Here is a 22,263-nt window from a genome sequence, read left to right on the forward strand (position 1 = left end):
ATAAACCCCAATGTTATTAAATTGTTACCAAATTGTTTTTTTTATGTAAATATTATTGTATATTTGTTTAGGTTATTTGAAATTTAAACAAGAAACGGATATGAGAAAGATGATTATTGCAGCACTAATGCTGTCGGCTGGTGTACTATCAGCACAGGAAATAGAACCAAAATACGAGATAACAAATAAAATGGTTAAAGCCACGTATTATCATGATAATGGTGCTATAAAACAACAAGGTTTTTACAAAGACGGCAAGCTCCACGGCAAGTGGGTAGCTTATAATGAAGACGGAACAAAACAAGCTTTGGGAGAGTACGAAAATGGAACAAAAACAGGTAAATGGTTTTTTTGGAACGATACTCTTCTTAGTGAAGTAGACTATAACGACAGTAGGATTGCTGATATTAAAAAGTGGTCCAGAGAGGCTGTTGTAGTAAACAAATAAAGCGTTATTTATTATTTGTTGAAAAGGGCTGTAAATTTTTTACAGCCCTTTTTTTATTATCTTAAAAGTAAAAAGCCCCGATTGTATTAAACAATCGGGGCTTTTTTATACAGATTTTTATAGTACTTATGCATCAGCATCAGTACCAATGTCAGAAATTTTGTTTTCGGGTTGCTTTTTTAATCGCAGTTTTAATTTCTGTAACATAAAGAACATTACTGGTACAATTACTAGCGTTAGGAATGTTGCAAAAATAAGTCCGTAAATTACTGTTTTAGCCAAAGGCCCCCAGAATATTACGTTATCTCCACCCAAGTAAATTTTGGGGTCGTAATCAATAAACAGGTTAAAGAAATCAATGTTTAATCCAATAGCAAGCGGTATAAGCCCCAGTATAGTTGTTATAGCGGTAAGCAATACAGGGCGTAAACGCGAGCGTCCTCCTTCTACAACAACTGCTAGGTATTCCTCCTTAGTAAGCATTTCATCCTCATCAAGTCCTTTTTCGGACATTTTACGATCAATTAGTAACTGTGTATAATCAATCAGCACAATGGCATTATTTACCACAATACCTGCTAACGATATAATACCCATCATGGTCATGATAATTACAAAATCATCGCCCGATATAATCATACCCCAAAATACCCCACCAAAACTAAACAGTACCGACACCATAATAATTACAGGCTTGGATATGGAGTTAAATTGTGCTACAAGTATTAATACAATACCACCCAATGCAATTAGTAATGCTTTTACTAAGAAACTCATGTTTTTAGATTGCTCTTCTTGCTCTCCTGTAAACGAGTAGGTAATATCCTTGGGCATTTTGTAATTGGTAAGTTCTCCTTTTATTTGTGCTACAATTTCGTTACCATTATAATCGCCCAATACGTTAGAGTATACTGTAATTACCCTTTTAAGATTCTTTCTCTTAATTGTATTGTAGGTAACTGTATTTTTACTACTTGTTATGGCAGAAATAGGTACTTGTACCAATTGCCCTGTGGCTTGGTCGCGGAAGGTAACAGGCTGGTTGTAAATTATATTCTTATTATCGCGCTGTTCTTCCTCTAGTCGTACATTTATTTCGTAATCATCATCTTCCTCTTTAAAGGTCGATGCCTTTTCACCGTATATGGCTTGGCGTAGTGTTTCTCCTACTTGCCCCGATGTAATACCGAGTTCTCCTGCTTTGTCAATATCTACAGTAACATCAATACCTGGTTTTTGCTTGTTTACATCAATTTTAAGCTCCTCTATACCCGCAATATTTTTTTCGTTAATAAAGTCACGAAGCTGCTCTGCTTGTACCAGCATTTCATCATAATCTTCACCTACAACCTCAATATTTATAGGATATCCTGCTGGAGGTCCTGCGGCATCTTTTTCTACAATTACCGATACTCCTGCATACCCTTTAACGGCCTCACGTACCTCTTCCATAACGTCCGAACTCTTAACACCCTTACGGTATTTAAATTCGCGCATGGTAAGGGTTATTTTACCACGATGGGGCATATCGTTCTCCGATCCGCTGTCGGTTTGCGGGTTACCTGCACCTTGCCCTACCTGTGCCACGGCACTCTCTATCATGTAATTTCGCTCGTCGTCAAGGTATTTGTTGGCTACTGCATATACTTTCTTTTCTACCTCTTTGGTAAACTCATTGGTTTTCTCAATATCAGTACCTTCTGGAAATTCGATATAAACCATAATTTGGTTGGGCTCATTTTCTGGGAAGAAGAGTGTTTTAGGTTGTAAAACAGCTATAGCAAAAAAGGATAGGATGAGCAAAGCAAAAGTACCTAAAAAGAACAACCTTGGGCGTACTCCTTTTAATGCAAACTCCAAGAAGTTTTTGTATTTGTTTTCCAACCACACTAGGCTATTATTCTGGAAACGCTCCATGCGTTTTACAAGTACATACCTGTATAACCATAGCATAATAACAAAGAATAGCATTAGGTTACCAATACCTTTTAATGCGCCTGCGCCTGTACCAAAACCAGCTATAAGCGTAAGTGCCCCTATAATACCAAGGATTAGGCTAATACGTATCATTTTTTTACGTGTCATACCCTCTTCTTTTATTTTCATAAAGTCAGAGGTAAACATGGCGTTAATTACTAAAGCTACAAATAGTGATGAACCTAATACTATAGAAAGCGTCATGGGGAAATAAATCATGAATTTACCCATTGTTCCAGGCCATAATCCTAATGGAAAAAAGGCTGCAAGTGTAGTAGCTGTAGAGGCTATAATGGGCCATGCAATTTCGCCAATACCCTCTATAGCGGCTTGTTTTCGGGACATGCCTTGGCTCATGAGCGAGTATACGTTTTCTACTACCACAATACCATTATCTACCAGCATACCCAGCCCCATAACCAGTGCAAATAATACCATAGTGTTAAGGGTTATGCCTAGTGTTGCCAGTATCATGTACGACATAAACATGGATAGCGGTATAGCTACACCTACAAACATGGCGTTACGCAAACCAAGGAAGAACATAAGTACTATAACTACCAGTAATACACCAAAGATGATGTTGTTTACTAAATCGTCTACCTGCCCAATGGTACGTGCCGATTGGTCGTTGGCAAAGCTAATTTTAAGCCCTTTCGGGAAATAATTTGCTCGTGCCTCTTCTACAATGGCTCTTGTACCATCTACGGCCTCTACCATGTTTTTACCACTACGCTTTTTAATATCGAGCATTACTACAGGTTGCCCGTAGTCTCTGGCATACGTGGTTCTTTCCTTTTCTTTAAAGGTTATGGTTGCAATATCTTTAAGGTAAACGTTACCGTTGTCCTTCTTTACAATAATATTTTCTAATTGTGCAGGGTCGTCTATCTCACCAATTACACGAATGTTCTTTTTAACGCCATTACCTGTAACGCTACCACCTGATACGGTTTTGTTTTCGAATTTGATGGCATTAATAATATCGCTAAAGCTTACCATTGCTGATGACATTTTGTACATATCTACAGCAACTTCTACTTCTTTATCTTCTGCACCACGAATGGCAGCTTCTTTAATTTGTGGCAAGCGTTCAATACGGTCTTCTAGGTATTCGGCAAACTCTTTTAATTGCTCCGATGTAAAATCGCCCGTAAGGTTAATATTAAGTATAGGGGTTTCCTCAGCAATGTTAAGGTCAAAAATATTAGGTTCTACCTTTGCACCACCGTCTAGCGTAGGCCATTCGGTATCTGCCTTTACTTTATCAACCTCATCTTTTACTTTTTGCTTTGCATCTTGTACTGTAATATCTTCATCAAACTCTACTAAAATCATAGAGTAGTCCTCTAACGTGTTTGATGTTATTTCCATAACACCCGATATGTTGTTAAATTCTTCCTCTAGTGGTTTTGTAATCAGTTTTTCAACATCTTCTGCCGAGTTACCAGGGTTTATAGAGCTTACGTATATTTTGGTTTCGATAATTTCGGGGAAGTTTTCCCGCGGCATCGAATAGTAGGACAGTAATCCACCCAGCAGTAGTATGGCGGTAATAACATATACCGTCATTTTATTGTTAATCGCCCATGTGGATATAGCGAAATTCTTTTCTATTTTCTTACTCATTATATGTACTTTTTATGAGTTATTTTATTTAATAACTTTAATCTCGGTACCATCCTCTACAGCGTTTGCACCTCCAGTTATTACCTTGTCTCCTTTTTTAAGCCCCGATTTAATTTCTACGTAAGCCCCAGAGGTATATCCTGTTTTTACTTCGTTTTCTTTTGCTATAACCTCGTCTTTACTGCCTGCAACAGTGTATACTACAAGGCGTCCGTTACTTCTTTGCTGAATTATATTTTCGGGTACTAGTAAAGCATCTTCGCTCGTATAGTCTTCTATTTTAAGTATGGCTACTTGGTTAGGGCGTAGTAATTTTTCTGGGTTAGGTACGGCTACCTCTATACCAAAGCTCCTGTTGCTTGGGTTTATAAAGTTGCTTATTTGGCGTACTTTACCGTTGTAGGTTTTGCCTAACGAGCTTATAAATACCTCTACGCTGGCACCTAGCTTTACCTGCTCGGTGTACGACTCTGGGATGTTGGCACTAACATACATATCGTTAAGGCTTACAATACGGAATAGGTCTTCCCCTAGGCCTACTACTTTTCCTCTTTCAGTCATTACCTCATCTATAGTTCCAGAAAACGGTGCGCGTACTGTTGTTTTAGCTAATTGCGATTGCAGTTGTGCTACTACTTTTTGTTGGCTTGCTAAGTTGGTTTCTGCCTCTAGGTACTGTATTTCGGAACCTATTTTTTGATCCCAAAGGCGTTTTTGTCTGTCGAATGTGGTTTGCGCTAACGAAAGTTGTGCTTGTGCTTGTGCTACTTGCGAGCTAAGCCCTCCGTCATCTATAGTAGCTAAAACTTGTCCTTTAGTTACTTTTTGTCCTGCTTTTACATTAAGCTGGTTTAATATCCCCGACATTTCTGGGTATATAATGATGTTCTGTTTAGTATCGATATTACCTTGTATCTCGATGTAGTGTGTAAAAGCGGTATCCTTTACAATCATCGACTCTACTAGTAGTAATTTTTTATTAGGGTCTATTTCTTCAATAGCTTCATCAAGACGTGCAAGGTCGGCTGCTAGCTTTTCGTATTCCGTATGCACAATTTTGCGCGACTCTTTCATTTTTTCGAGGTCTTTAGATTCTATTGCCTCATCAACGTTAACTTTTTCGTTACCGCCACATGAAATTAAAAGGAGCGAAAGGGCAGTTATATATACTATGTTTTTCATTTGTATTGTATTTAATAATTATTGTGCGGTTAGTTTTTGTAAGGCTGCTTTTGTATTTATTACGTTTACCATAGCTTGCAGGTAATTTTGTTGCGATGCATACAACTGCCTTTGGGCTTCGGATAGCTCGAAACTTGACGAAAGCCCTTCGCGGAACTTTATTTGTTGTTTATTCTCAATACGTTCTGCAAGGCGCATGTTGTTTTTAGAGGTTGTATATTCCTCTACACTATACTCGTATTCGCTTTTGGCTTGTTCGTATTGTAGTTTTAGGTTTTGCTCTAGCTCTGTAAGCTCTGTTTTAGCTTGTTCCAGTTTAATTTTAGCTTGTTGTGTACGGGCACTACGTGCAAAACTGCTAAAAATTGGAATGTTAAGGTTTACTGATAAGTACGAGTAATCCAACCATTGTTGTTGGCTGTTAAAAAAGTCGAAATCGTTATTAAAACCATTATACCCAAATGCCAAACTGGTAGATAGGGTAGGTAACGCTTTACTCTTTTCGTTCATTACCTCCAGCCTTCTTTGCTCTTGGTTGTTCATGCCCATTCGGTAATCAACATTCGATTTTACATTGAACTCTGTACCAGTAATAGCAAGGTCAAGATTTTCTCTAGTTAAGTCCTCTAGTTTATCGGTAACCACTAAATCATCGTCCAAATTAATACCCAATACTAATTTTAGCATGTTCAGGGTAATTTTTTCCAACCTTTTTGCATTGTTTAACGAGCTAACGGTAGAGGCTAAGGTTATGGATATTTGCTCTACATCTTCCTCTTCGGCAAAACCACTTTTAAAACTTTCGTTGGTTTCAAACTTGTTTTTCTCTAGTGTAGCCTTGTTTTTCTCCAGTATACTAATGTTCTCTTGTGTAAGCAACACATTACCGTAAGCATTAATTACCTGTTCGGTTATTTCGATATCTGTTTTTTCCTTTGATATCTTATAAAAATCCAAGAATGTTTTTGCTGCTTTTACACCTACTATATAGCTACCGTCAAAAATTAGCTGATCCAACTTGGCACTTGCTGTTGCTGTGTGTCTTGTAGAAAAGGCTATAGCTGTAAACTCTCCTGGAGTACCACCAAATATTTCTGATGGGATTACAGATTGTTGTATGGTAAAATTATTTTGGTAGTTACCGCTAGCACTTATTTGTGGTAGCCCTACTGCAATGGTTTCCCATTTCTTTTTGTACGATGCCTGTACATCGCGCTCAGAGTTAATTATTGTGTAATTGTACTCCATAGCGTGTTGCACGGCTTCCTGTAGGCTATAACTATAGCTGTTTGGTTGTTCTTGCGCTTGCATTTGGGGGGCAAACAAACAAACCAGTAGCAAACTTAGTCCTTTTAAAAAGTTACCTACAAATGGACTTTGGTTTTGATTCATAGAAGTTGTTATTAATTAAATTTGATTGATTTATTGTTTAAAAAGGGTATTCATTATAATTTCTTTACGCTCTGCCAGTAAAGCCGAATATTGCGCCGTGGTGCATCCTAAGGATTGCTCAATTAATGGTCGCATGGAAATTGGAAAGCATGTTAACGATATCATGTTTAATAGGAATTGCTCGGGGCGCATCTTCATTATATTGCCTTTTTCCATCTCTAATGCTATTTCCAAATAAAACTTATCCAGTACACGCTCCATAACCTCAGGGTCTTTAGAGTAATGGCAATTTTGGTTCATTTGGGTAACCATATAAATTTCTAGGTAAGGGTACTTTTCCGATTGCTCGAAATACATATCCAAGTACCCCGATATTTTTTCTTTAAAAGGAATATCCAACGACATGATGTTGTCTGTAAAAGCTACTTCTTCCTCTCGCGCTTCATCGAAAATAATCTGGAACAGGTTGTCTCTGGAACGGAAATAATAATTTATAAGTGTTCTGTTTACACCTGCTTTATCGGCAATCTCTTGAGTAGTAGCATTGTAAAGTCCTTCGCCAAAAAACATTCTTTTGGCGGTGTTCTTTATTAATTGCTCAGTATCTATATCTTTTTTATCTGACATTATTGTTTAACTATTTTGTTTGACATTTTTGTCAATGCAAATGTAATTCATTTTTTAGTATACTTGTTATATAGTACTATGTTAATGTTTTGTTATGGTTTTTAATACTTTCCTCAAGTACCGTTAAGCCCTTTGGAGTTGCAATCCCTCTAATATGGTACTCCAAAAACTGGCGGGTAAGCTCGCTCATACTAAACATTGTTTTCGGGAATATATCCTCGTCCTTAACGCCTGTAAGCCCCGTAAAATAAATGCGTGATATGAATTCGATGTTAATATCCTCGCGGAATAAGCCGTTAGTAATACCTTTTTGTAAATTTTCTTGCATACAATTTTTCATCTTTTCAAATTGCTTTCCCCGTAGCGACGAGTAAATTTTTGGAAAAAACTTTTGCAATTGGTAATGTGGCGATGAGGTTTCGTTATTAAGATGCTCCATTATAAAATTTCGGATTGTAAAAACCTCTTCTATGGAGTTTTTACTCGTTTGTCTTATGGCATCAATACCACACGAAATAGTGTCAAATACATTCATGGTTGTTGCTTCTACTAATTCATGTTTGTTAGAAAAATGCTGGTATATCGTCTTTTTAGAAATTCCCAACTCATTAGCAATGTCATCCATTGTTACGCTTTTAAAACCAAGCGTCATAAACATCTCTGTTGCCTTTTCAATAATCAATTCTCTCATAAAAACAGTCTTACTTCGGTACAAATATAGGATGGAAACTTTTAATACCAAAAAAGTTTCCAAAGTTTTTTATTCAATTTTCTATGCTTTTGCATATTGCTTTTGCAAGCGGAAAGGTTTATTTTAGCAAAAAAAATAGCCGATGCATGCCATAGCGCACTACCAGCAAATAATACAAGAGTATTTTACCAACCTATCATTACAGCAAGAGCCCATAAATTTATACAAGCCCATACAATACATATTATCTATTGGTGGAAAGCGTATGCGACCTGTGCTTACCCTTATGGCTACAGAGGTTTTTAATACCGATTGTAAAAAAGCACTACCCGCTGCTGTAGCAGTAGAGATGTTTCATAACTTTTCGTTAGTACACGACGATATTATGGACGATGCGCCGCTGCGTAGGGGTAATAAAACGGTACACGAAAAGTGGGATGTAAATACAGCAATACTGTCGGGCGATGCGATGCTAATTTTGGCATACCAGTATTTTGAAGGCTATGAACCTGCAATATTTAGAGATTTGGCAAAACTATTTAGCAAAACGGCTTTAGAAGTTTGCGAGGGGCAGCAATGGGATGTTGATTTTGAAAGTCGGCACGATGTAACCCTACCCGAATATATTAAGATGATAGGCAACAAAACAGCCGTACTGGTAGGCGCATCTATGAAAATGGGGGGCATTGTGGCCCAAACAACCCCAGAAAATTGCGATTTGATATACGATTTTGGGTTTAACCTCGGTTTAGCATTCCAATTGCAAGACGATTACCTGGATGCCTTTGGCGACCCCGAAACGTTTGGTAAGCAGGTAGGAGGGGACATTATAGAGAATAAGAAAACGTACTTGTACCTTAAAGCCCTGCAACATTGTAACGCATACCAAAAAGAACGTTTACTACAATGGTTTGCTGTACAGCCTGAAGATACTGCGGAAAAAGTAGCTGATGTTAAAGATTTGTTTAAGGCTACAGGAGCCGATACTGCTACTAAAGCGGCTATAGCAGATTATACGCAAAGGGCTTTTGCTACACTAGAAAAACTGGATATTGACCCCGATAAAAAACTGATGCTAGAGCAGTTTGGACAAGTGCTTATGCAACGAAAAGTGTGATGTATATACCACTTGCAAATACCGATTTATTACTGAGCCAAGCGCAAAAAGAGCAGTTGTATAGTAAACTTATAGAACAGCTTAATAAAGATTTTACTTTGGCGAATGAGCTATTGGATTTTAAAACCGATATAACTCCTATAGAATTGAAGCTTGGGCTTCGCGAAAAGATATATACGCTAATACAACATAAGTTTGCCGAGTATTTAAACCTCCTTTACATTATAGATGTACCTGAGCGCGAAATAAAAGCACTAAGTGGCGGAGATATAATGGAGCTTAGCGAGCAAGTAGCGTTTTTAATATTAAAACGGGAATGGCAAAAGGTTTGGTTTAGGAATAGGTATTAACAGACAGTTGGACTTATACTCGCTGTTGTCATTCCGACGAAGGAAGGAATCTTTGAACTGGTTTTACAGATTGCTTCGTCATGCTTCCTCGCAATGACGGGGGCTAATAATTGTCAAAAAAACACGCGTATAAAAGGCATAAAAGCATCGCTATATACCCTATCTCGTTCTCGAAACAAAACGTTATACCGAATACCAATGGTAACGTTACCTGTATTGTATCCTGCACCTAAAAATAAGGCGGTATTCCAAAAATCACGGTCACGAAGCAGTGTATTATTATCATCAAACACATTATCGTCGTAATTGAGGTTAACACGGAGTTGCTCTACTTCGGCAGATAATTGTACTTCGGGTATGGGGCTAAATATTCCTATAACAGACATGCCGTAGATGTACGACTCGTAAAAATCGTCAAAATTAACATAACTACCTTGCAGCCCAACACCCACACCCACATACGCATTAACTTGGTATAGCGCACTAGGGGCAATCAAAATATCGGTATAATCCCTGCCAAATGCTACCCCTGCTGTGCCACCAAAACGTACCCTGCTCCAAAAGTCACTATCCTGTTGCGCATTCGTAGTTGTACAACACAATATAGTTGATACTATTAGGGTACATTTTGTTAAAAAATTGAAAAAGCCTATTTTCATATCAATTGTTTAGTGCATAATTACTAATCATAAATATATTAAAAAGAAGTAAAGATTAATTACAATTGTTGTACTTTTGTCTAAAATTTTTCAACCAAAAGGTCATAAAGACATAAGTATGGACAGGTTTTCCTTTTTAAACGCAGCACATACTGCTTTTTTCGCAGATTTATACGAACAATACATAGAAAATCCCGATAGTGTAGAGCCAAGCTGGAGAAGCTTTTTTCAAGGTTTTGATTTTGCAAACGAGTATGGCTCCGAAAACGATATAGCAACCACTACATCAAACCAAGCGGCAGCGCAACAAACAATTTCTGACCTTCCTGATCGATTACAGAAAGAATTTAGAGTACTAAATCTTATTGAAGGCTACAGAACGCGTGGGCATCTCTTTACAGAGACCAACCCCGTACGCGAACGCCGAAACTATTCGCCAACGATAGAGCTGGAGGATTTCGGATTATCAAAAAGTGATCTTACTACCGTATTTGAAGCAGGTAAAGAAGTAGGGCTTGAGCAGGCTACATTAGAGCAAATACTAAACTACCTTAAAAACGTATACCGTACTCACACAGGTATTGAGTACATGTACATCCGTAACCCTAAAGTTAGGAAATGGATACAAAATAGGCTTTCGGCTAACGAAAATCAACCAAAAATTGATGCAGAGCAGCAAAAACAAATATTAGAAAAGTTAAACGAAGCAGTTTCTTTCGAAAACTTTTTACATACCAAATATGTAGGTCAAAAACGTTTCTCGTTAGAAGGTGGCGAATCGTTAATACCAGCTATAGATGCCCTTATTGAGGCAGCAGCCGAGAAAGGCGTAGAGCAATTTGTAATGGGTATGGCACACCGTGGGCGTTTAAATATGCTTGCTAATGTATTTGGTAAATCTACAGCCGATATATTTAGTGAATTTGACGGTAAAGATTACGATGAAGATGCCATGTTTGATGGTGATGTTAAATACCACTTAGGGTTAACATCGGACAGAAAAACCAGACGTGGTAAAAATATAAACATAAACCTAGCACCCAACCCATCGCACCTAGAAACAGTAGGAGCGGTTATAGAGGGTATTGCTAGAGCAAAACAAGACAAATACTTCCCAGAAGATAACGCTAAAGTACTACCAATAGCACTGCATGGCGATGCTGCTATTGCAGGGCAGGGAATAGTGTACGAAATTGTACAAATGGCTAATTTAGATGGGTATAAAACAGGCGGTACCATACACGTAGTTATTAACAACCAGGTAGGCTTTACAACCAACTATCTGGATGGTCGCTCGTCTACCTACTGTACCGATGTTGCAAAAGTAACACTATCGCCAGTACTGCACGTAAATGCAGATGATGTAGAGGCTGTAGTACACGCTATGCTTTTTGCACTGGATTACCGAATGGAGTTTGGAAGCGATGTATTTATTGATTTATTAGGGTACAGAAAGTATGGGCATAACGAAGGCGACGAGCCCCGCTTTACCCAGCCTAAACTTTACAAAATAATAGCAAAGCACAAAAACCCAAGAGATATTTATGCCGAAAAGCTATTAGCTTCGGGTGTTATAGAGGAAGGGTACGTTGCTGCGTTAGAAAAAGGATATAAAGAGCAATTAGAGCAAAGTTTAGAGGCTTCTCGTAAAAAGGACTTAACAGTTATAACGCCATTTATGCAAAATGAATGGCAAGGTTATATAGAAAGAGCTGACGAGGAAGAGATGCTTAAAAAAGTAGATACTACATTTTCTCGGGAAAACCTTGATGATATTGCAGGAGTAATTACGCAATTACCATCGGATAAAAAATTCATCCGAAAAATACAGAAACTAACAGATGACAGAAAGCGCATGTACGAAACCGATAAGCTCGATTGGGCTATGGGGGAACTATTAGCTTATGGTACATTGCTTACGGAAGGTTTTGATGTTCGTATTTCTGGGCAAGATGTAGAGCGTGGTACATTCTCGCACCGTCATGCTGTAATAAAAGTAGAAGATTCTGAAGAGGAAGTAGTATTACTCAACAGGTTAAACAACCAAAAAGGTAAATTTAATATATTCAACTCCCTACTATCAGAGTACGGTGTTGTAGGTTTCGATTACGGTTATGCATTAGCAAGCCCCAAAACGCTAACCATTTGGGAAGCACAGTTTGGAGATTTCTCTAATGGTGCCCAAATTATGATAGACCAATACATTACTGCTGCCGAAGATAAATGGAACAACCAAAACGGTTTGGTAATGCTATTACCACACGGTTACGAGGGGCAAGGTGCAGAGCACTCATCGGCACGTATGGAGCGTTACTTACAAATGTGTGCCAACCACAATATGTATGTTGCCGATTGTACTACGCCAGCCAACTTTTTCCACTTATTGCGTAGGCAGATGAAAACAAACTTCCGTAAACCACTTATTGTGTTTACACCAAAAAGTTTGTTACGTCATCCATCAGTAATATCAACCAAAGAAGAATTAGCAAGTGGTACTTTCCAAGAAGTATTGGACGATCCAGCAGCAAATCCAGATAAGGTAAAATCGTTAGTATTCTGTACGGGTAAATTTTATTACGATTTAGTAGCAGAACGTGAGAAATTGGGTAGAGATGATGTTGCTTTTGTACGATTAGAGCAATTATTCCCGCTCCCTGTAGCACAGCTTAAAGAAGCTATAGCAAAATATAAAAATGCCGACGATTACGTTTGGGCACAGGAAGAACCTAAAAATATGGGTGCATACAGTTACATGTTAATGAACTTTAACGAAGTAAAATTACGTGTAGCATCACTCAAACCATCAAACGTACCAGCAGCAGGTAGCGCATCGCGTGCTAAAAAGCGTCATGCCGCCGCTATTGCAATGGTTTTTGATAAAGATTTATTTAATTAATATCGTATTTTTGATTTAACAATAGAAGTTAACAACACCAATAAAATTATACTGAGATGATTTTAGAAATGAAAGTTCCCTCTCCCGGGGAATCGATTACCGAAGTTGAAATCGCAACATGGCTAGTACAAGATGGCGACTATGTAGAGAAAGACCAAGCCATTGCCGAAGTAGATTCAGATAAAGCTACCCTAGAGTTGCCCGCTGAAGCTGCGGGTATTATTACACTAAAAGCAGAAGAAGGTGATGCCGTAGCTGTTGGGCAAGTGGTATGCCATATAGATACAAGTGCTGCCAAACCAGAAGGTGATGATGCTGCTCCTGCAAAAGAGGAGAAAAAAGAAGAAGCACCTAAAGCAGAGGAGAAAAAAGAAGCTCCAAAACAAGAAGAAAAAACATACGCTACAGGCGCCCCATCGCCCGCAGCACGCAAAATACTAGATGAGAAAGATATAGACCCTGCTAATGTAACAGGTACGGGTAAAGGGGGCAGAATAACTAAGGATGATGCCCTTAACGCAAAACCAGCTATGGGTACACCAACAGGTGGTAACAGAGGCTCGGAGCGTAAAAAGCTTTCGATGCTTCGCAGAAAAGTAGCAGAGCGCTTGGTTTCGGCTAAAAACGAAACGGCAATGCTTACTACCTTTAACGAGGTTAATATGACGCCTATTAACAAAATAAGAGCTGAGTATAAAGAAGCGTTTAAAGCAAAACACGGCGGTACAAGCTTAGGCTTTATGTCGTTCTTTACCAAAGCAGTTGTTAGAGCATTACAGTTATACCCAGATGTTAACTCTATGATAGATGGGGACTATAAAATAACATACGATTTTGTTGATATCTCAGTAGCAGTATCAGGACCTAAAGGTTTAATGGTACCTGTAGTACGTAATGCCGAAAACTTAACCTTTAGAGGTGTTGAGGCAGAAATAAAACGTTTGGCTATTCGTGCTCGTGATGGGCAAATTACTGTTGATGATATGACGGGTGGTACATTTACCATATCTAACGGTGGTGTATTTGGTAGCATGCTATCTACACCAATCATTAATCCACCACAATCGGGTATATTGGGCATGCACAATATTATAGAGCGCCCAATAGCTGTAGATGGTAAAGTGGAAATTCACCCAATGATGTATGTAGCACTTTCGTACGACCACAGAATTATAGATGGTCGTGAGTCAGTAGGTTTCCTTGTAGCAGTTAAAGAAGCACTAGAAAACCCTACGGAGCTACTTATGGATAACAATCCTAAAAAAGCGTTAGAGCTTTAATAAACAATAAAAATAGTAGTATAAAAAAGTCCCACTAAATAAGTGGGACTTTTTTATACTACTAAACAATATCTTTATCTTAAAATGCAGGTAAGGCTGTTAAAGGATTTACTAATAAATCTCTTAGTAAAGGCAGACTAACTATTGTATAAAATGATAACACCCACTCGTAAAAGAGTGGGTGTTTTCTCTCAACGGAATAAATGAAAGAATTGGATGTATTGTTTAATATACCTTATTTTATAGAAAACACACACAGGTAATAAAAGTTGTTAAAGCACTTTAATTACTAATTATCGTACAAAATACTAATCAATTAACCGTTAAGTTTTTAAAAAGATTCTTTTTCGACTAAGTGCATTGCTTTTTCGATAAAAAACATAACAATCTAATTGTGTGTAATTTAAGCGGTGTAGAATATCTATCAATATTCTGTAGTATGTTTTATGTATCTATTTAATATAGTAATCCATAACAGCTTCTACTTATAAAAACTACTGTTAATTGAAAAGGGTATAGTAATAAGAGTTTACTACAACTGTTTCAGATAAAAGCAGTTATTATGGTAATCTATAATAGCTTTACCCATTAAGAGTACATCGGCACCAATTATACCGTGTACGGGTTTTGCTTTGTATTGGCGTAACGCTTCGTTTACGTGCGACATATCAAAAATAATAAGCCCAAAATCTTTATTAGTCCAACGTCCCAGCTTTAATACATTATCTAACGATGTTTGTGTAGCCATACCAACACCACCAGCACCTGCTGCTTTGGTATCGGAGTGTGATGCCAAAAGTTCAAAATATTCAATACTATCAAGCCCAACACAACTGTTAGAGGCTCCTGTATCCAATATAAAATTGCCCTCTTTGCCATTTATTTTTGCTTTAATTAATAAGTGCTGTGTTTTAGATAGTTTAAAACGTATTCGTTTGTATTGTTGCTCTTTCAGGATATCATATAAGTTTTCCATTCTGTAGTATTGGTTCTATTCTCAAAAATACTTTAAAATATTGTATAAACACTTTAAAACCATTTTCAACTTTGTAAGTTTGCATCTCAAAAAATTATCATGATACTTACAGATACCCATACCCATTTGTATAGCGAAGAATTTCAGCACGATAGCGATGCTGCTATACAGCGCGCTATACAAGCAGGGGTAAACCGATTGTTTGTTCCATCTATAGATGCCAGCTATACCCAGAAAATGTACGCCTTAGAAGCAAAATACCCCGATAATGTATTTTTAATGATGGGGCTGCACCCAACCTATGTAAAGGACAATTACCAAGAGGAGTTAGCACATGTTGAAGAGCAACTAGCCAAACGAAAATTTGCTGCGGTGGGCGAAATAGGTATTGATTTGTATTGGGATAAAACACACCTTAAAGAGCAACAATATGCCTTTAGGCATCAAATACAATTGGCAAAAAAGTATGAGTTGCCAATTAATATACATTGTAGGGATGCGTTTGATGAGATTTTTGAAGTTTTGGAATCAGAAAAAGGAGAGGGGCTGTACGGCATCTTCCACTGCTTTACAGGTAATTTTGAACAAGCCCAAAAAGCAATCTCCTACGGGATGAAGTTGGGTATTGGTGGTGTTGCTACTTTTAAGAATGGTAAAATAGACCAGTTTTTGAATGAAATAGACCTTAAACATATTGTGTTAGAGACCGATTCGCCTTACTTAGCACCCGTTCCGTACAGAGGGAAACGAAACGAAAGTAGTTACACCGTTTTGGTTGCCGAAAAGTTGGCTAGTATATATGGTGTAAGTGTAGCTGATATTGCTGCAGTAACTACTAAAAACTCCAAAGCTATTTTTGGTTTTTAACACAGAATGACCCTTAAATTCATAAAATTTTTGTTCATTTGTGGCATTGTTTTAACGATACTAACTACATGTCAAAATTCGATCATATTCGCCCTTTTTATGATAGTGAAGTAAATGAGGCTATATGTGGTGCTGTACATCACCCCATGATGAAAGCACTTATGAGTTTTGCATTTCCAGATGTTGATGCTGAAACTTGGGAAAAACAGCTAAAAAAAACGCATTCAAAGCGCGATTTTCAGATCAACTTTATTTACCCTGCAGTACAAAAAGTATTGCAAAAAAGCTCTGAAGGGCTTACTACATCGGGTTTTGAAAAGTTAGACGTACACACACCATACCTATTTATATCCAATCATAGGGATATTATACTGGATACATCATTATTAAATGTTTCGTTACACGACCACGGACAAATAATGACGGCTTCTGCCATAGGCGATAATCTTGTACAAAAACCTTTTTTACATACGTTATCGCGCTTAAACCGCAACTTTTTGGTACAGCGCGGGCTTCCGCCAAGAGAGTTGCTACAAAGTTCACGACTTATGTCGGAATACGTATCGCAACTTGTATTACGTGAGAATCGTTCGGTATGGATAGCACAACGCGAGGGGCGTACCAAAGATGGTAACGACGCTACACACCAGGGCGTTTTAAAAATGTTGGCAATGGCTGCCGATGAGGATAACCTGATGCAGTATTTTAAGAAAATTAAAATTGTACCTGTTTCCATATCGTACGAATACGATCCTACGGATGCACTAAAAATGCCAATGCTAATGGCACAAGCCAACGATGAGGTGTATGTAAAAGAAAAAAATGAGGACTTTAATACCTTGTTAAGTGGTATTATGGGGCAAAAAAAGCGCATACACATTCATGTTTGCGATGTACTTAGTAATGAGCTAGATGTTATAGCCAACGAGTTTGATAATCAGAACAGGCAGATACAAGCATTAGCACAGGTGTTAGATGATGCCATACTAAGCACCTACAGGCTATGGCCTACCAATTATATTGCATACGATTTATTAAATAAAACAACCCGTTTTAAAGATAAATATACCGAGAGAGAAAAATCTCTTTTTGAGCGTAGATTAGAAATGCGTATTGATGCCGATAATAAAACGTTACATAACGGATTTTTAGCCATGTATGCCAACCCTGTGGTAAATAAAATGAAATACCAAAATGCAGAATAACCCTACCATTTTACTTTTATATACAGGCGGTACTATTGGTATGGTTAAAGATTTCGAATCTGGAGCATTAAAAGTGTTCAATTTTGATAAATTACTGCAAAACATACCCGAATTAAAACAACTTGATTGTACTATAACCACCGAATCGTTTGATGAACCTATCGACTCATCCAATGTTACAACAGCAGAATGGTGCAAAATAGCTTCGGTTATAGAGGAACGTTATAACGATTTTGATGGTTTTGTAATTTTGCACGGTTCCGATACTATGGCATACTCTGCATCAGCATTAAGTTTTATGCTCCAAAACCTCGATAAACCTGTTGTATTTACAGGTTCGCAGCTCCCAATAGGCGATTTACGAACTGATGCTAAAGAAAATCTTATTACAGCTATACAAATAGCATCACTCATACATAACGGAAAAGCAGTAATACAAGAGGTATGTTTGTACTTTGAATATAAGTTATACCGAGGCAATCGTGCGGTAAAAATTAGTGCTGAGCACTTTAATGCCTTTACATCACCCAATTATCCTGCTTTAGCAGAATCGGGCGTTAATTTACGCATCAATAAAGATGCATTATTAAAAAAGGATACTAGTAAACCGTTTAATGTAGTAAAAGAGTTTAATACCAATGTTGTGCTTATAAGTATATTTCCTGGTATTAGCGAGGAAGTGCTTAATGCTATACTAAACATACCTAGCCTTAAAGGGGTTGTTTTACGAACCTATGGTGCAGGTAATGCGCCCACTGACATTTATTTTGTATCCATACTGCAACGCGCTATAGAAAGGGGACTACATATTGTAAACGTAACCCAATGCTCTAGCGGAAGCGTGAATATGGGACAGTACGAAACCAGTACGCTATTAAAGGAAATAGGAGTAATATCGGGTAAAGATATTACTACAGAGGCGGCTATAACCAAATTAATGTATTTATTAGGGCAGGGTGTAGCTGATTACGAATTTAAGGCATTATTTGAGCAATCGTTATTTGGCGAATTGTCTTAATAGTTTTCTCAATCCGTTTTTAAATATTACTTTTGCATCCACAATATTTTAGAGAGGTGGCCGAGTGGTCGAAGGCGCACGCCTGGAAAGTGTGTATGCTCCAAAAGGGCATCGAGGGTTCGAATCCCTTCCTCTCTGCTTAATAAAATCAGTTCTGTTCCAATTTCGGAACAGAACTGATTTTTTATTTTACTACAATTGCAACTTGTTGCATAGTGTTACGATTTATGCTTAGTGATTATTGTATAAAAAAATAAAAGCTGCCATATGGCAGCTTTTACAAATAACTAAAAAGTATATTTTCTTATAGTTGTTCAAACTCTTGATTTTCGTCTGGATGAGCACTTCTCACATTGAGTGCATGGCCATCAGCATCTGTAACAAATGCAACAAACTCAATATTGTTAGCATTATCTACAATCTCAGGAACACTAATATTAAATGTTTTAGTGTACGTATTAAGTGTTGTAGTTTCACCTCTTGGTATAGCTTCACCCATTAATGGGGTAAGTGCCGCTCTCAATACGTGGTTATGCTCGTAATCATACAATGTGTTAGGACCGTTGTAGTAGGTTGTATAGTTGTATTGGTCGTAAATAAGACCATTCTCTAATACGTATACTACCAGATTTAAGTCGCTATTAAAATCTTTACCAAACATAACATTTACATCTATTGCTAAGTTGTTACCATCTTTAGTAGATGAAATAGCCAATCCTAATTTAGGATTTTCACCTTGCGTAAGTCCAATAACTTGGTCAAGGTTGTTTGGCTCTGGATAAAACCATTGTGTTAAGCGGTTTATTAATCCTTTAGGATATCCAGGTATATTAATAAAGTTTTCTAGTTCGGTAGAGTCAAACGTAAACGGATCATAACTAGCATCGTTAGGGTTTAAACTCGCTCGGTGTATTGCTACAGCAACCACATTGTCTGTTTGGTTTTTTAGTAAATCGATGCCATACGATACGCGTGGGCAGTAACCACACCATGTACCCGTATAATCTTCGATAAGTACTCGTTTGTTAAAGTTAATTTCTGAGCCATCATGAAAACGTATCGAAATAGGGTCTGACGTCGTACCAAAGTACTTAGCCGTTACTTCAAACTCTCCAACTGTTGCAGAGGTAAAGGTATTACCATCTATTTCATTACCATCAACAAGTATGGTAGCATCGGCCGTTAGGTCATTACCATCATTGTCCTTTACTGTAAAAGTAACAGTTTCATCAATAATCCTTATTGAGCCATCAGAGCTAAGAATAACTGAGTCGAAAGACTTGAGTATTTCGTATTCTGATGTACACGATGATAGTAATATACTTACGAAAGCAAAAAATAATAATAAATTCTTTTTCATTGTATCTTCTTTTTTATGCTTCCAAATAGCATTATTATTGTTTTACAACTCTAATTTGAGATGTTTTATTGTCTTCTGTAGTAAATCGAGCAATGTATACAGCAGTAGCAAGTGATGATAAATCGATTAGTTGCGTGCCTGATGTTATTGCTGCATTTTTGATTAATTGCCCACTAGTGTTATAAAATGCTACTGTAGCATTTTGTAGAGCATCAACCTGCATATTGTCTTTAATAATAGTACTGTTAAGTGTTATACCTGCGTTTTTAAGTGATTCAAAATCAGTAACACTTGCAGCCGTTGAATCGTACACGTATGTAAATCGCATTAATTCGCCTGTTTCATTTCCGTCACCATCAACAGTTATTACTGCTATTACGTAGCTTACAGGCATACTATCGTCATCTCCAGCATAAGAGTTTCTAAAGTGGTTGTCACCTTCCGTGCTTGCGCCCGGTGCAAGTAATATTCCGCCATCAGGTAAGTTAGTAGGTATTGTAGTACCTTCACTTATTATATTAAAACATTGTGGCTGTACACAAAACTGTAGGTTATTGTTTGGTGTATCATTATTAGTAATCGCTACAGCTTTCATTCGCATAGTAATATTTTCTGTAGATGTATTGGTAACTACCAAATCCAAATTACCAAGCGAAGAGTCTTCTGCCGTACTAAGCTGGTTAAATGTAACAGTATCGTTATTAGCAATAGTTTCGCCATTACCTGTTACTGTAACTGTTTGTGCTTGTGTTAGTCCGCAAAGTAATAACCCTGCGATTAATATAATTTTTTTCATAATTTTTTTGTTACGTTGTTAATAGTATTTAAGTAAAAAGGCTATCGAGAATAATTTTGGTTATCCCCGATAGCTTTTTTGTATGCTGTAAAACTAATAAATCTAAATTATTTGATAACTAGTTTTTCTGTTCTTTCTGCAGTAGCACCTACTATTTTAGCAATGTACATGCCTGATTGTAGGTTGCTAAGGTTCATAACGTCACCGTTATTAATTTCTTTAGCACTGTATACAACCTTACCCGTTAAATCCATAACAGTAACTGCAATTGTTTCTTGCGTTTCGAAGTTGAATATACCGTTTGATGGATTTGGATATACTGAAAATCTTGAAGTTTCGATAGCTGGAGTAGATAATACACCATTAGTAGTAAATGCAGCTCCAAATTTAACTTCAGTTCCAAAATTCCTTACAAGGTAGCTAGCCACTACTTCTCCACCAGAAACAATTTCGATACCATTTTGGTTGGTACTTAAACTCCATCCATCTCCATAAGAATCGTACATATTAATTTCGTAACAGTCTGAAGTTCCTTCTGGAACATTAACAGTATACATTTTTACTGTATTTGCATCAGGTCCACCAGCACCAGCAGTACCAGGTCCTGCTTGGTAAGGTCCGCCACTAGCAACAATATCACCATTACTGTCTTTTACATCCCATGTTATCTCAGCTGGGTAGTTATCAGTATATACGTGTATACCAAAGTTATTATCTGTAGGTGGAGCTGCCACAACACTTAGGTTATTTACTGCAAGCTCTGCTACACTTGGAGTACTACCGTTAATTTGATTAAGCTCTACAGTGTACTCTTTATTAGAATCAAGCTCTACACCTTCGAATGATAAATTTGCCGATGCAAAAGTAGCAAGGTTTATGTTAAAAGTTTCTGTAGCAACTACATTACCATCATAGTTAAGCGAAACTTCAGCATTTGTAATAGTTTCATTACCGTAGTTTTTAACTTCAACATCAAAGTTACTTGTACTTACAACATCACAAATACCCACAGTACTTTCTTTTATTTCTGCGTGCTTATCCAAACCATTAACAGGACTACATTGGTTAATGTCTGCCATTAATGTAGCTGCTGTGGTAGTATTAAGTATACTCATTTCATATACTAAACCATTAGGGCAAATTCTGTATAATGTTGGAAAGTATGCAATACTATATTGGTTTGATATAGTTGCACTATCAATAATAGGATATGAAGTTCCTGTAACCCAGTCTCCTTGACTAGAATCAGTTTCTCCATTAAGATCTGCCATTCCTGTACTACCATCACCTTCAACAAATAGTACTACAATTTCGTCAGAACCTGCTGGTCCATACGCTTTGTGTAAATCATCAAGTACATGTTTGGAATGAAAACCCCAACACGGTCCACACCATGTAGCAGATACATCCATAATTACCGTTTTACCTTGGTCAAGATAAGTCTGTAAATGGTGCTCAACACCGTTAATGTCTGTAGCTGTAAAATCAGGAGCTTGGCTTCCTGAAGCTAGCTGTGCGTTAGCCGAAAAACCTGCAAGTGCAAGTATTCCTAAAAGTAATCTTTTTTTCATGTCGTTCCCTTTTAAAAAATTAGTTCTATTTTTATTATAACAATAATTCTCTTTTCCTGTTGTTTTTTAACAAAAAAAAAGAGTAATTGAAAATTTTATCCGAAAGTATATAAAAAAAGTATATGTCCAAAACATATTGCGAATTTTTTTATGCTAAAATTTTCATTTCCTTAACAAAAATCCCATTTTACTACAATATATGCGTGTTATAACGGTTATAAA

General features: G+C 37.3%; 18 protein-coding genes and 1 tRNA gene. 9 read left to right on the plus strand and 10 right to left on the minus strand.

The genetic code is table 11. The features are described 5' to 3' along the window. The first annotated feature begins 100 nt into the window (after window positions 1–100). A complete protein-coding gene (locus tag K1I41_RS05050) occupies window positions 101–448 on the plus strand; it encodes a toxin-antitoxin system YwqK family antitoxin (protein ID WP_220641595.1) in 348 nt (115 codons plus the stop codon). A 126-nt stretch (window positions 449–574) separates the two neighbouring features. Here the strand turns inward: K1I41_RS05050 and K1I41_RS05055 are convergent, their stop codons facing one another. From K1I41_RS05055 to K1I41_RS05075, 5 genes are all read right to left on the minus strand, one after another. After that, window positions 575–4,054, minus strand: coding sequence for an efflux RND transporter permease subunit (locus K1I41_RS05055; RefSeq protein WP_220641596.1), 3,480 nt, complete (start codon window positions 4,052–4,054; stop codon window positions 575–577). 24 nt (window positions 4,055–4,078) lie between these two features. Then, window positions 4,079–5,236 carry an efflux RND transporter periplasmic adaptor subunit gene (locus K1I41_RS05060; RefSeq protein ID WP_220641597.1) on the minus strand — a complete coding sequence of 386 codons (1,158 nt, stop codon included), beginning with the start codon at window positions 5,234–5,236 and terminating at the stop codon, window positions 4,079–4,081. Between the two features lie 18 nt (window positions 5,237–5,254). Next, window positions 5,255–6,628 carry a TolC family protein gene (locus K1I41_RS05065; protein WP_220641598.1) on the minus strand — a complete coding sequence of 458 codons (1,374 nt, stop codon included), beginning with the start codon at window positions 6,626–6,628 and terminating at the stop codon, window positions 5,255–5,257. Between the two features lie 30 nt (window positions 6,629–6,658). After that, window positions 6,659–7,255, minus strand: coding sequence for a TetR/AcrR family transcriptional regulator (locus K1I41_RS05070; protein WP_220641599.1), 597 nt, complete (start codon window positions 7,253–7,255; stop codon window positions 6,659–6,661). A 76-nt stretch (window positions 7,256–7,331) separates the two neighbouring features. Next, window positions 7,332–7,946 carry a TetR/AcrR family transcriptional regulator gene (locus K1I41_RS05075; protein ID WP_220641600.1) on the minus strand — a complete coding sequence of 205 codons (615 nt, stop codon included), beginning with the start codon at window positions 7,944–7,946 and terminating at the stop codon, window positions 7,332–7,334. Between the two features lie 142 nt (window positions 7,947–8,088). Here K1I41_RS05075 and K1I41_RS05080 point away from each other — a divergent pair, with 142 nt between their 5' ends. Continuing rightward, a complete protein-coding gene (locus K1I41_RS05080; RefSeq protein ID WP_220641601.1) occupies window positions 8,089–9,063 on the plus strand; it encodes a polyprenyl synthetase family protein in 975 nt (324 codons plus the stop codon). After that, window positions 9,063–9,413: a hypothetical protein gene (locus K1I41_RS05085; protein WP_220641602.1), complete on the plus strand. Its 351-nt coding sequence runs from the start codon at window positions 9,063–9,065 to the stop codon at window positions 9,411–9,413. Before K1I41_RS05080 ends, K1I41_RS05085 begins: the two co-directional genes overlap by 1 nt. Window positions 9,414–9,526: 113 nt before the next feature. Here K1I41_RS05085 and K1I41_RS05090 read toward each other — a convergent pair whose 3' ends face one another. After that, window positions 9,527–10,072, minus strand: a complete 546-nt coding sequence (locus tag K1I41_RS05090; RefSeq protein ID WP_220641603.1) for a hypothetical protein — start codon at window positions 10,070–10,072, stop codon at window positions 9,527–9,529. A gap of 118 nt (window positions 10,073–10,190) precedes the next feature. Here K1I41_RS05090 and K1I41_RS05095 point away from each other — a divergent pair, with 118 nt between their 5' ends. Next, a complete protein-coding gene (locus K1I41_RS05095; protein WP_220641604.1) occupies window positions 10,191–12,968 on the plus strand; it encodes a 2-oxoglutarate dehydrogenase E1 component in 2,778 nt (925 codons plus the stop codon). 56 nt (window positions 12,969–13,024) lie between these two features. After that, window positions 13,025–14,248: a 2-oxoglutarate dehydrogenase complex dihydrolipoyllysine-residue succinyltransferase gene (odhB, locus tag K1I41_RS05100; protein WP_220641605.1), complete on the plus strand. Its 1,224-nt coding sequence runs from the start codon at window positions 13,025–13,027 to the stop codon at window positions 14,246–14,248. Window positions 14,249–14,780: 532 nt separating this feature from the next. Here the strand turns inward: odhB and K1I41_RS05105 are convergent. Further along, entirely contained in the window at window positions 14,781–15,224 is a 444-nt protein-coding gene (locus K1I41_RS05105; protein ID WP_220641606.1) for a retropepsin-like aspartic protease, read from the minus strand. A gap of 99 nt (window positions 15,225–15,323) precedes the next feature. Here K1I41_RS05105 and K1I41_RS05110 point away from each other — a divergent pair, with 99 nt between their 5' ends. The 4 genes from K1I41_RS05110 (at window position 15,324) to K1I41_RS05125 (ending at window position 18,452) form a co-directional block, all read left to right on the plus strand. Then, window positions 15,324–16,091 carry a TatD family hydrolase gene (locus tag K1I41_RS05110; RefSeq protein ID WP_220641607.1) on the plus strand — a complete coding sequence of 256 codons (768 nt, stop codon included), beginning with the start codon at window positions 15,324–15,326 and terminating at the stop codon, window positions 16,089–16,091. Window positions 16,092–16,159: 68 nt separating this feature from the next. Beyond that, on the plus strand, window positions 16,160–17,296 hold the full coding sequence (locus K1I41_RS05115; protein ID WP_220641608.1) for a 1-acyl-sn-glycerol-3-phosphate acyltransferase: 1,137 nt from the start codon (window positions 16,160–16,162) through the stop codon (window positions 17,294–17,296). Next, window positions 17,286–18,314 carry an asparaginase gene (locus K1I41_RS05120; protein ID WP_220641609.1) on the plus strand — a complete coding sequence of 343 codons (1,029 nt, stop codon included), beginning with the start codon at window positions 17,286–17,288 and terminating at the stop codon, window positions 18,312–18,314. The genes K1I41_RS05115 and K1I41_RS05120 overlap by 11 nt, the downstream gene beginning before the upstream one ends. A gap of 50 nt (window positions 18,315–18,364) precedes the next feature. Continuing rightward, window positions 18,365–18,452: transfer RNA gene (locus K1I41_RS05125), tRNA-Ser, on the plus strand. Between the two features lie 166 nt (window positions 18,453–18,618). On the opposite strand, the gene K1I41_RS05130 is transcribed toward K1I41_RS05125, so the two are convergent. The 3 genes from K1I41_RS05130 to K1I41_RS05140 all read right to left on the minus strand — a co-directional run bounded on the left by K1I41_RS05130 (window position 18,619) and on the right by K1I41_RS05140 (window position 22,041). Then, window positions 18,619–19,674: an Omp28-related outer membrane protein gene (locus K1I41_RS05130; protein ID WP_220641610.1), complete on the minus strand. Its 1,056-nt coding sequence runs from the start codon at window positions 19,672–19,674 to the stop codon at window positions 18,619–18,621. A 34-nt stretch (window positions 19,675–19,708) separates the two neighbouring features. Next, on the minus strand, window positions 19,709–20,470 hold the full coding sequence (locus K1I41_RS05135; protein WP_220641611.1) for a T9SS type A sorting domain-containing protein: 762 nt from the start codon (window positions 20,468–20,470) through the stop codon (window positions 19,709–19,711). A 107-nt stretch (window positions 20,471–20,577) separates the two neighbouring features. Next, entirely contained in the window at window positions 20,578–22,041 is a 1,464-nt protein-coding gene (locus tag K1I41_RS05140; RefSeq protein WP_220641612.1) for a TlpA family protein disulfide reductase, read from the minus strand. Window positions 22,042–22,263 lie beyond the last annotated feature (222 nt).

The organism is Flavobacterium litorale (assembly GCF_019613795.1).
In the GTDB taxonomy this organism is placed as follows: Bacteria; Bacteroidota; Bacteroidia; order Flavobacteriales; family Flavobacteriaceae; genus Flavobacterium; species Flavobacterium litorale.

Coding starts and splice junctions, on each gene's coding strand:
- K1I41_RS05050 (WP_220641595.1), top strand. CDS start 101: ATGAGAAAGATGATTATTGCAGCACTAATGCTGTCGGCTGGTGTACTA.
- K1I41_RS05055 (WP_220641596.1), bottom strand. CDS start 4,054: ATGAGTAAGAAAATAGAAAAGAATTTCGCTATATCCACATGGGCGATT.
- K1I41_RS05060 (WP_220641597.1), bottom strand. CDS start 5,236: ATGAAAAACATAGTATATATAACTGCCCTTTCGCTCCTTTTAATTTCA.
- K1I41_RS05065 (WP_220641598.1), bottom strand. CDS start 6,628: ATGAATCAAAACCAAAGTCCATTTGTAGGTAACTTTTTAAAAGGACTA.
- K1I41_RS05070 (WP_220641599.1), bottom strand. CDS start 7,255: ATGTCAGATAAAAAAGATATAGATACTGAGCAATTAATAAAGAACACC.
- K1I41_RS05075 (WP_220641600.1), bottom strand. CDS start 7,946: ATGAGAGAATTGATTATTGAAAAGGCAACAGAGATGTTTATGACGCTT.
- K1I41_RS05080 (WP_220641601.1), top strand. CDS start 8,089: ATGCATGCCATAGCGCACTACCAGCAAATAATACAAGAGTATTTTACC.
- K1I41_RS05085 (WP_220641602.1), top strand. CDS start 9,063: ATGTATATACCACTTGCAAATACCGATTTATTACTGAGCCAAGCGCAA.
- K1I41_RS05090 (WP_220641603.1), bottom strand. CDS start 10,072: ATGAAAATAGGCTTTTTCAATTTTTTAACAAAATGTACCCTAATAGTA.
- K1I41_RS05095 (WP_220641604.1), top strand. CDS start 10,191: ATGGACAGGTTTTCCTTTTTAAACGCAGCACATACTGCTTTTTTCGCA.
- odhB (WP_220641605.1), top strand. CDS start 13,025: ATGATTTTAGAAATGAAAGTTCCCTCTCCCGGGGAATCGATTACCGAA.
- K1I41_RS05105 (WP_220641606.1), bottom strand. CDS start 15,224: ATGGAAAACTTATATGATATCCTGAAAGAGCAACAATACAAACGAATA.
- K1I41_RS05110 (WP_220641607.1), top strand. CDS start 15,324: ATGATACTTACAGATACCCATACCCATTTGTATAGCGAAGAATTTCAG.
- K1I41_RS05115 (WP_220641608.1), top strand. CDS start 16,160: ATGTCAAAATTCGATCATATTCGCCCTTTTTATGATAGTGAAGTAAAT.
- K1I41_RS05120 (WP_220641609.1), top strand. CDS start 17,286: ATGCAGAATAACCCTACCATTTTACTTTTATATACAGGCGGTACTATT.
- K1I41_RS05130 (WP_220641610.1), bottom strand. CDS start 19,674: ATGAAAAAGAATTTATTATTATTTTTTGCTTTCGTAAGTATATTACTA.
- K1I41_RS05135 (WP_220641611.1), bottom strand. CDS start 20,470: ATGAAAAAAATTATATTAATCGCAGGGTTATTACTTTGCGGACTAACA.
- K1I41_RS05140 (WP_220641612.1), bottom strand. CDS start 22,041: ATGAAAAAAAGATTACTTTTAGGAATACTTGCACTTGCAGGTTTTTCG.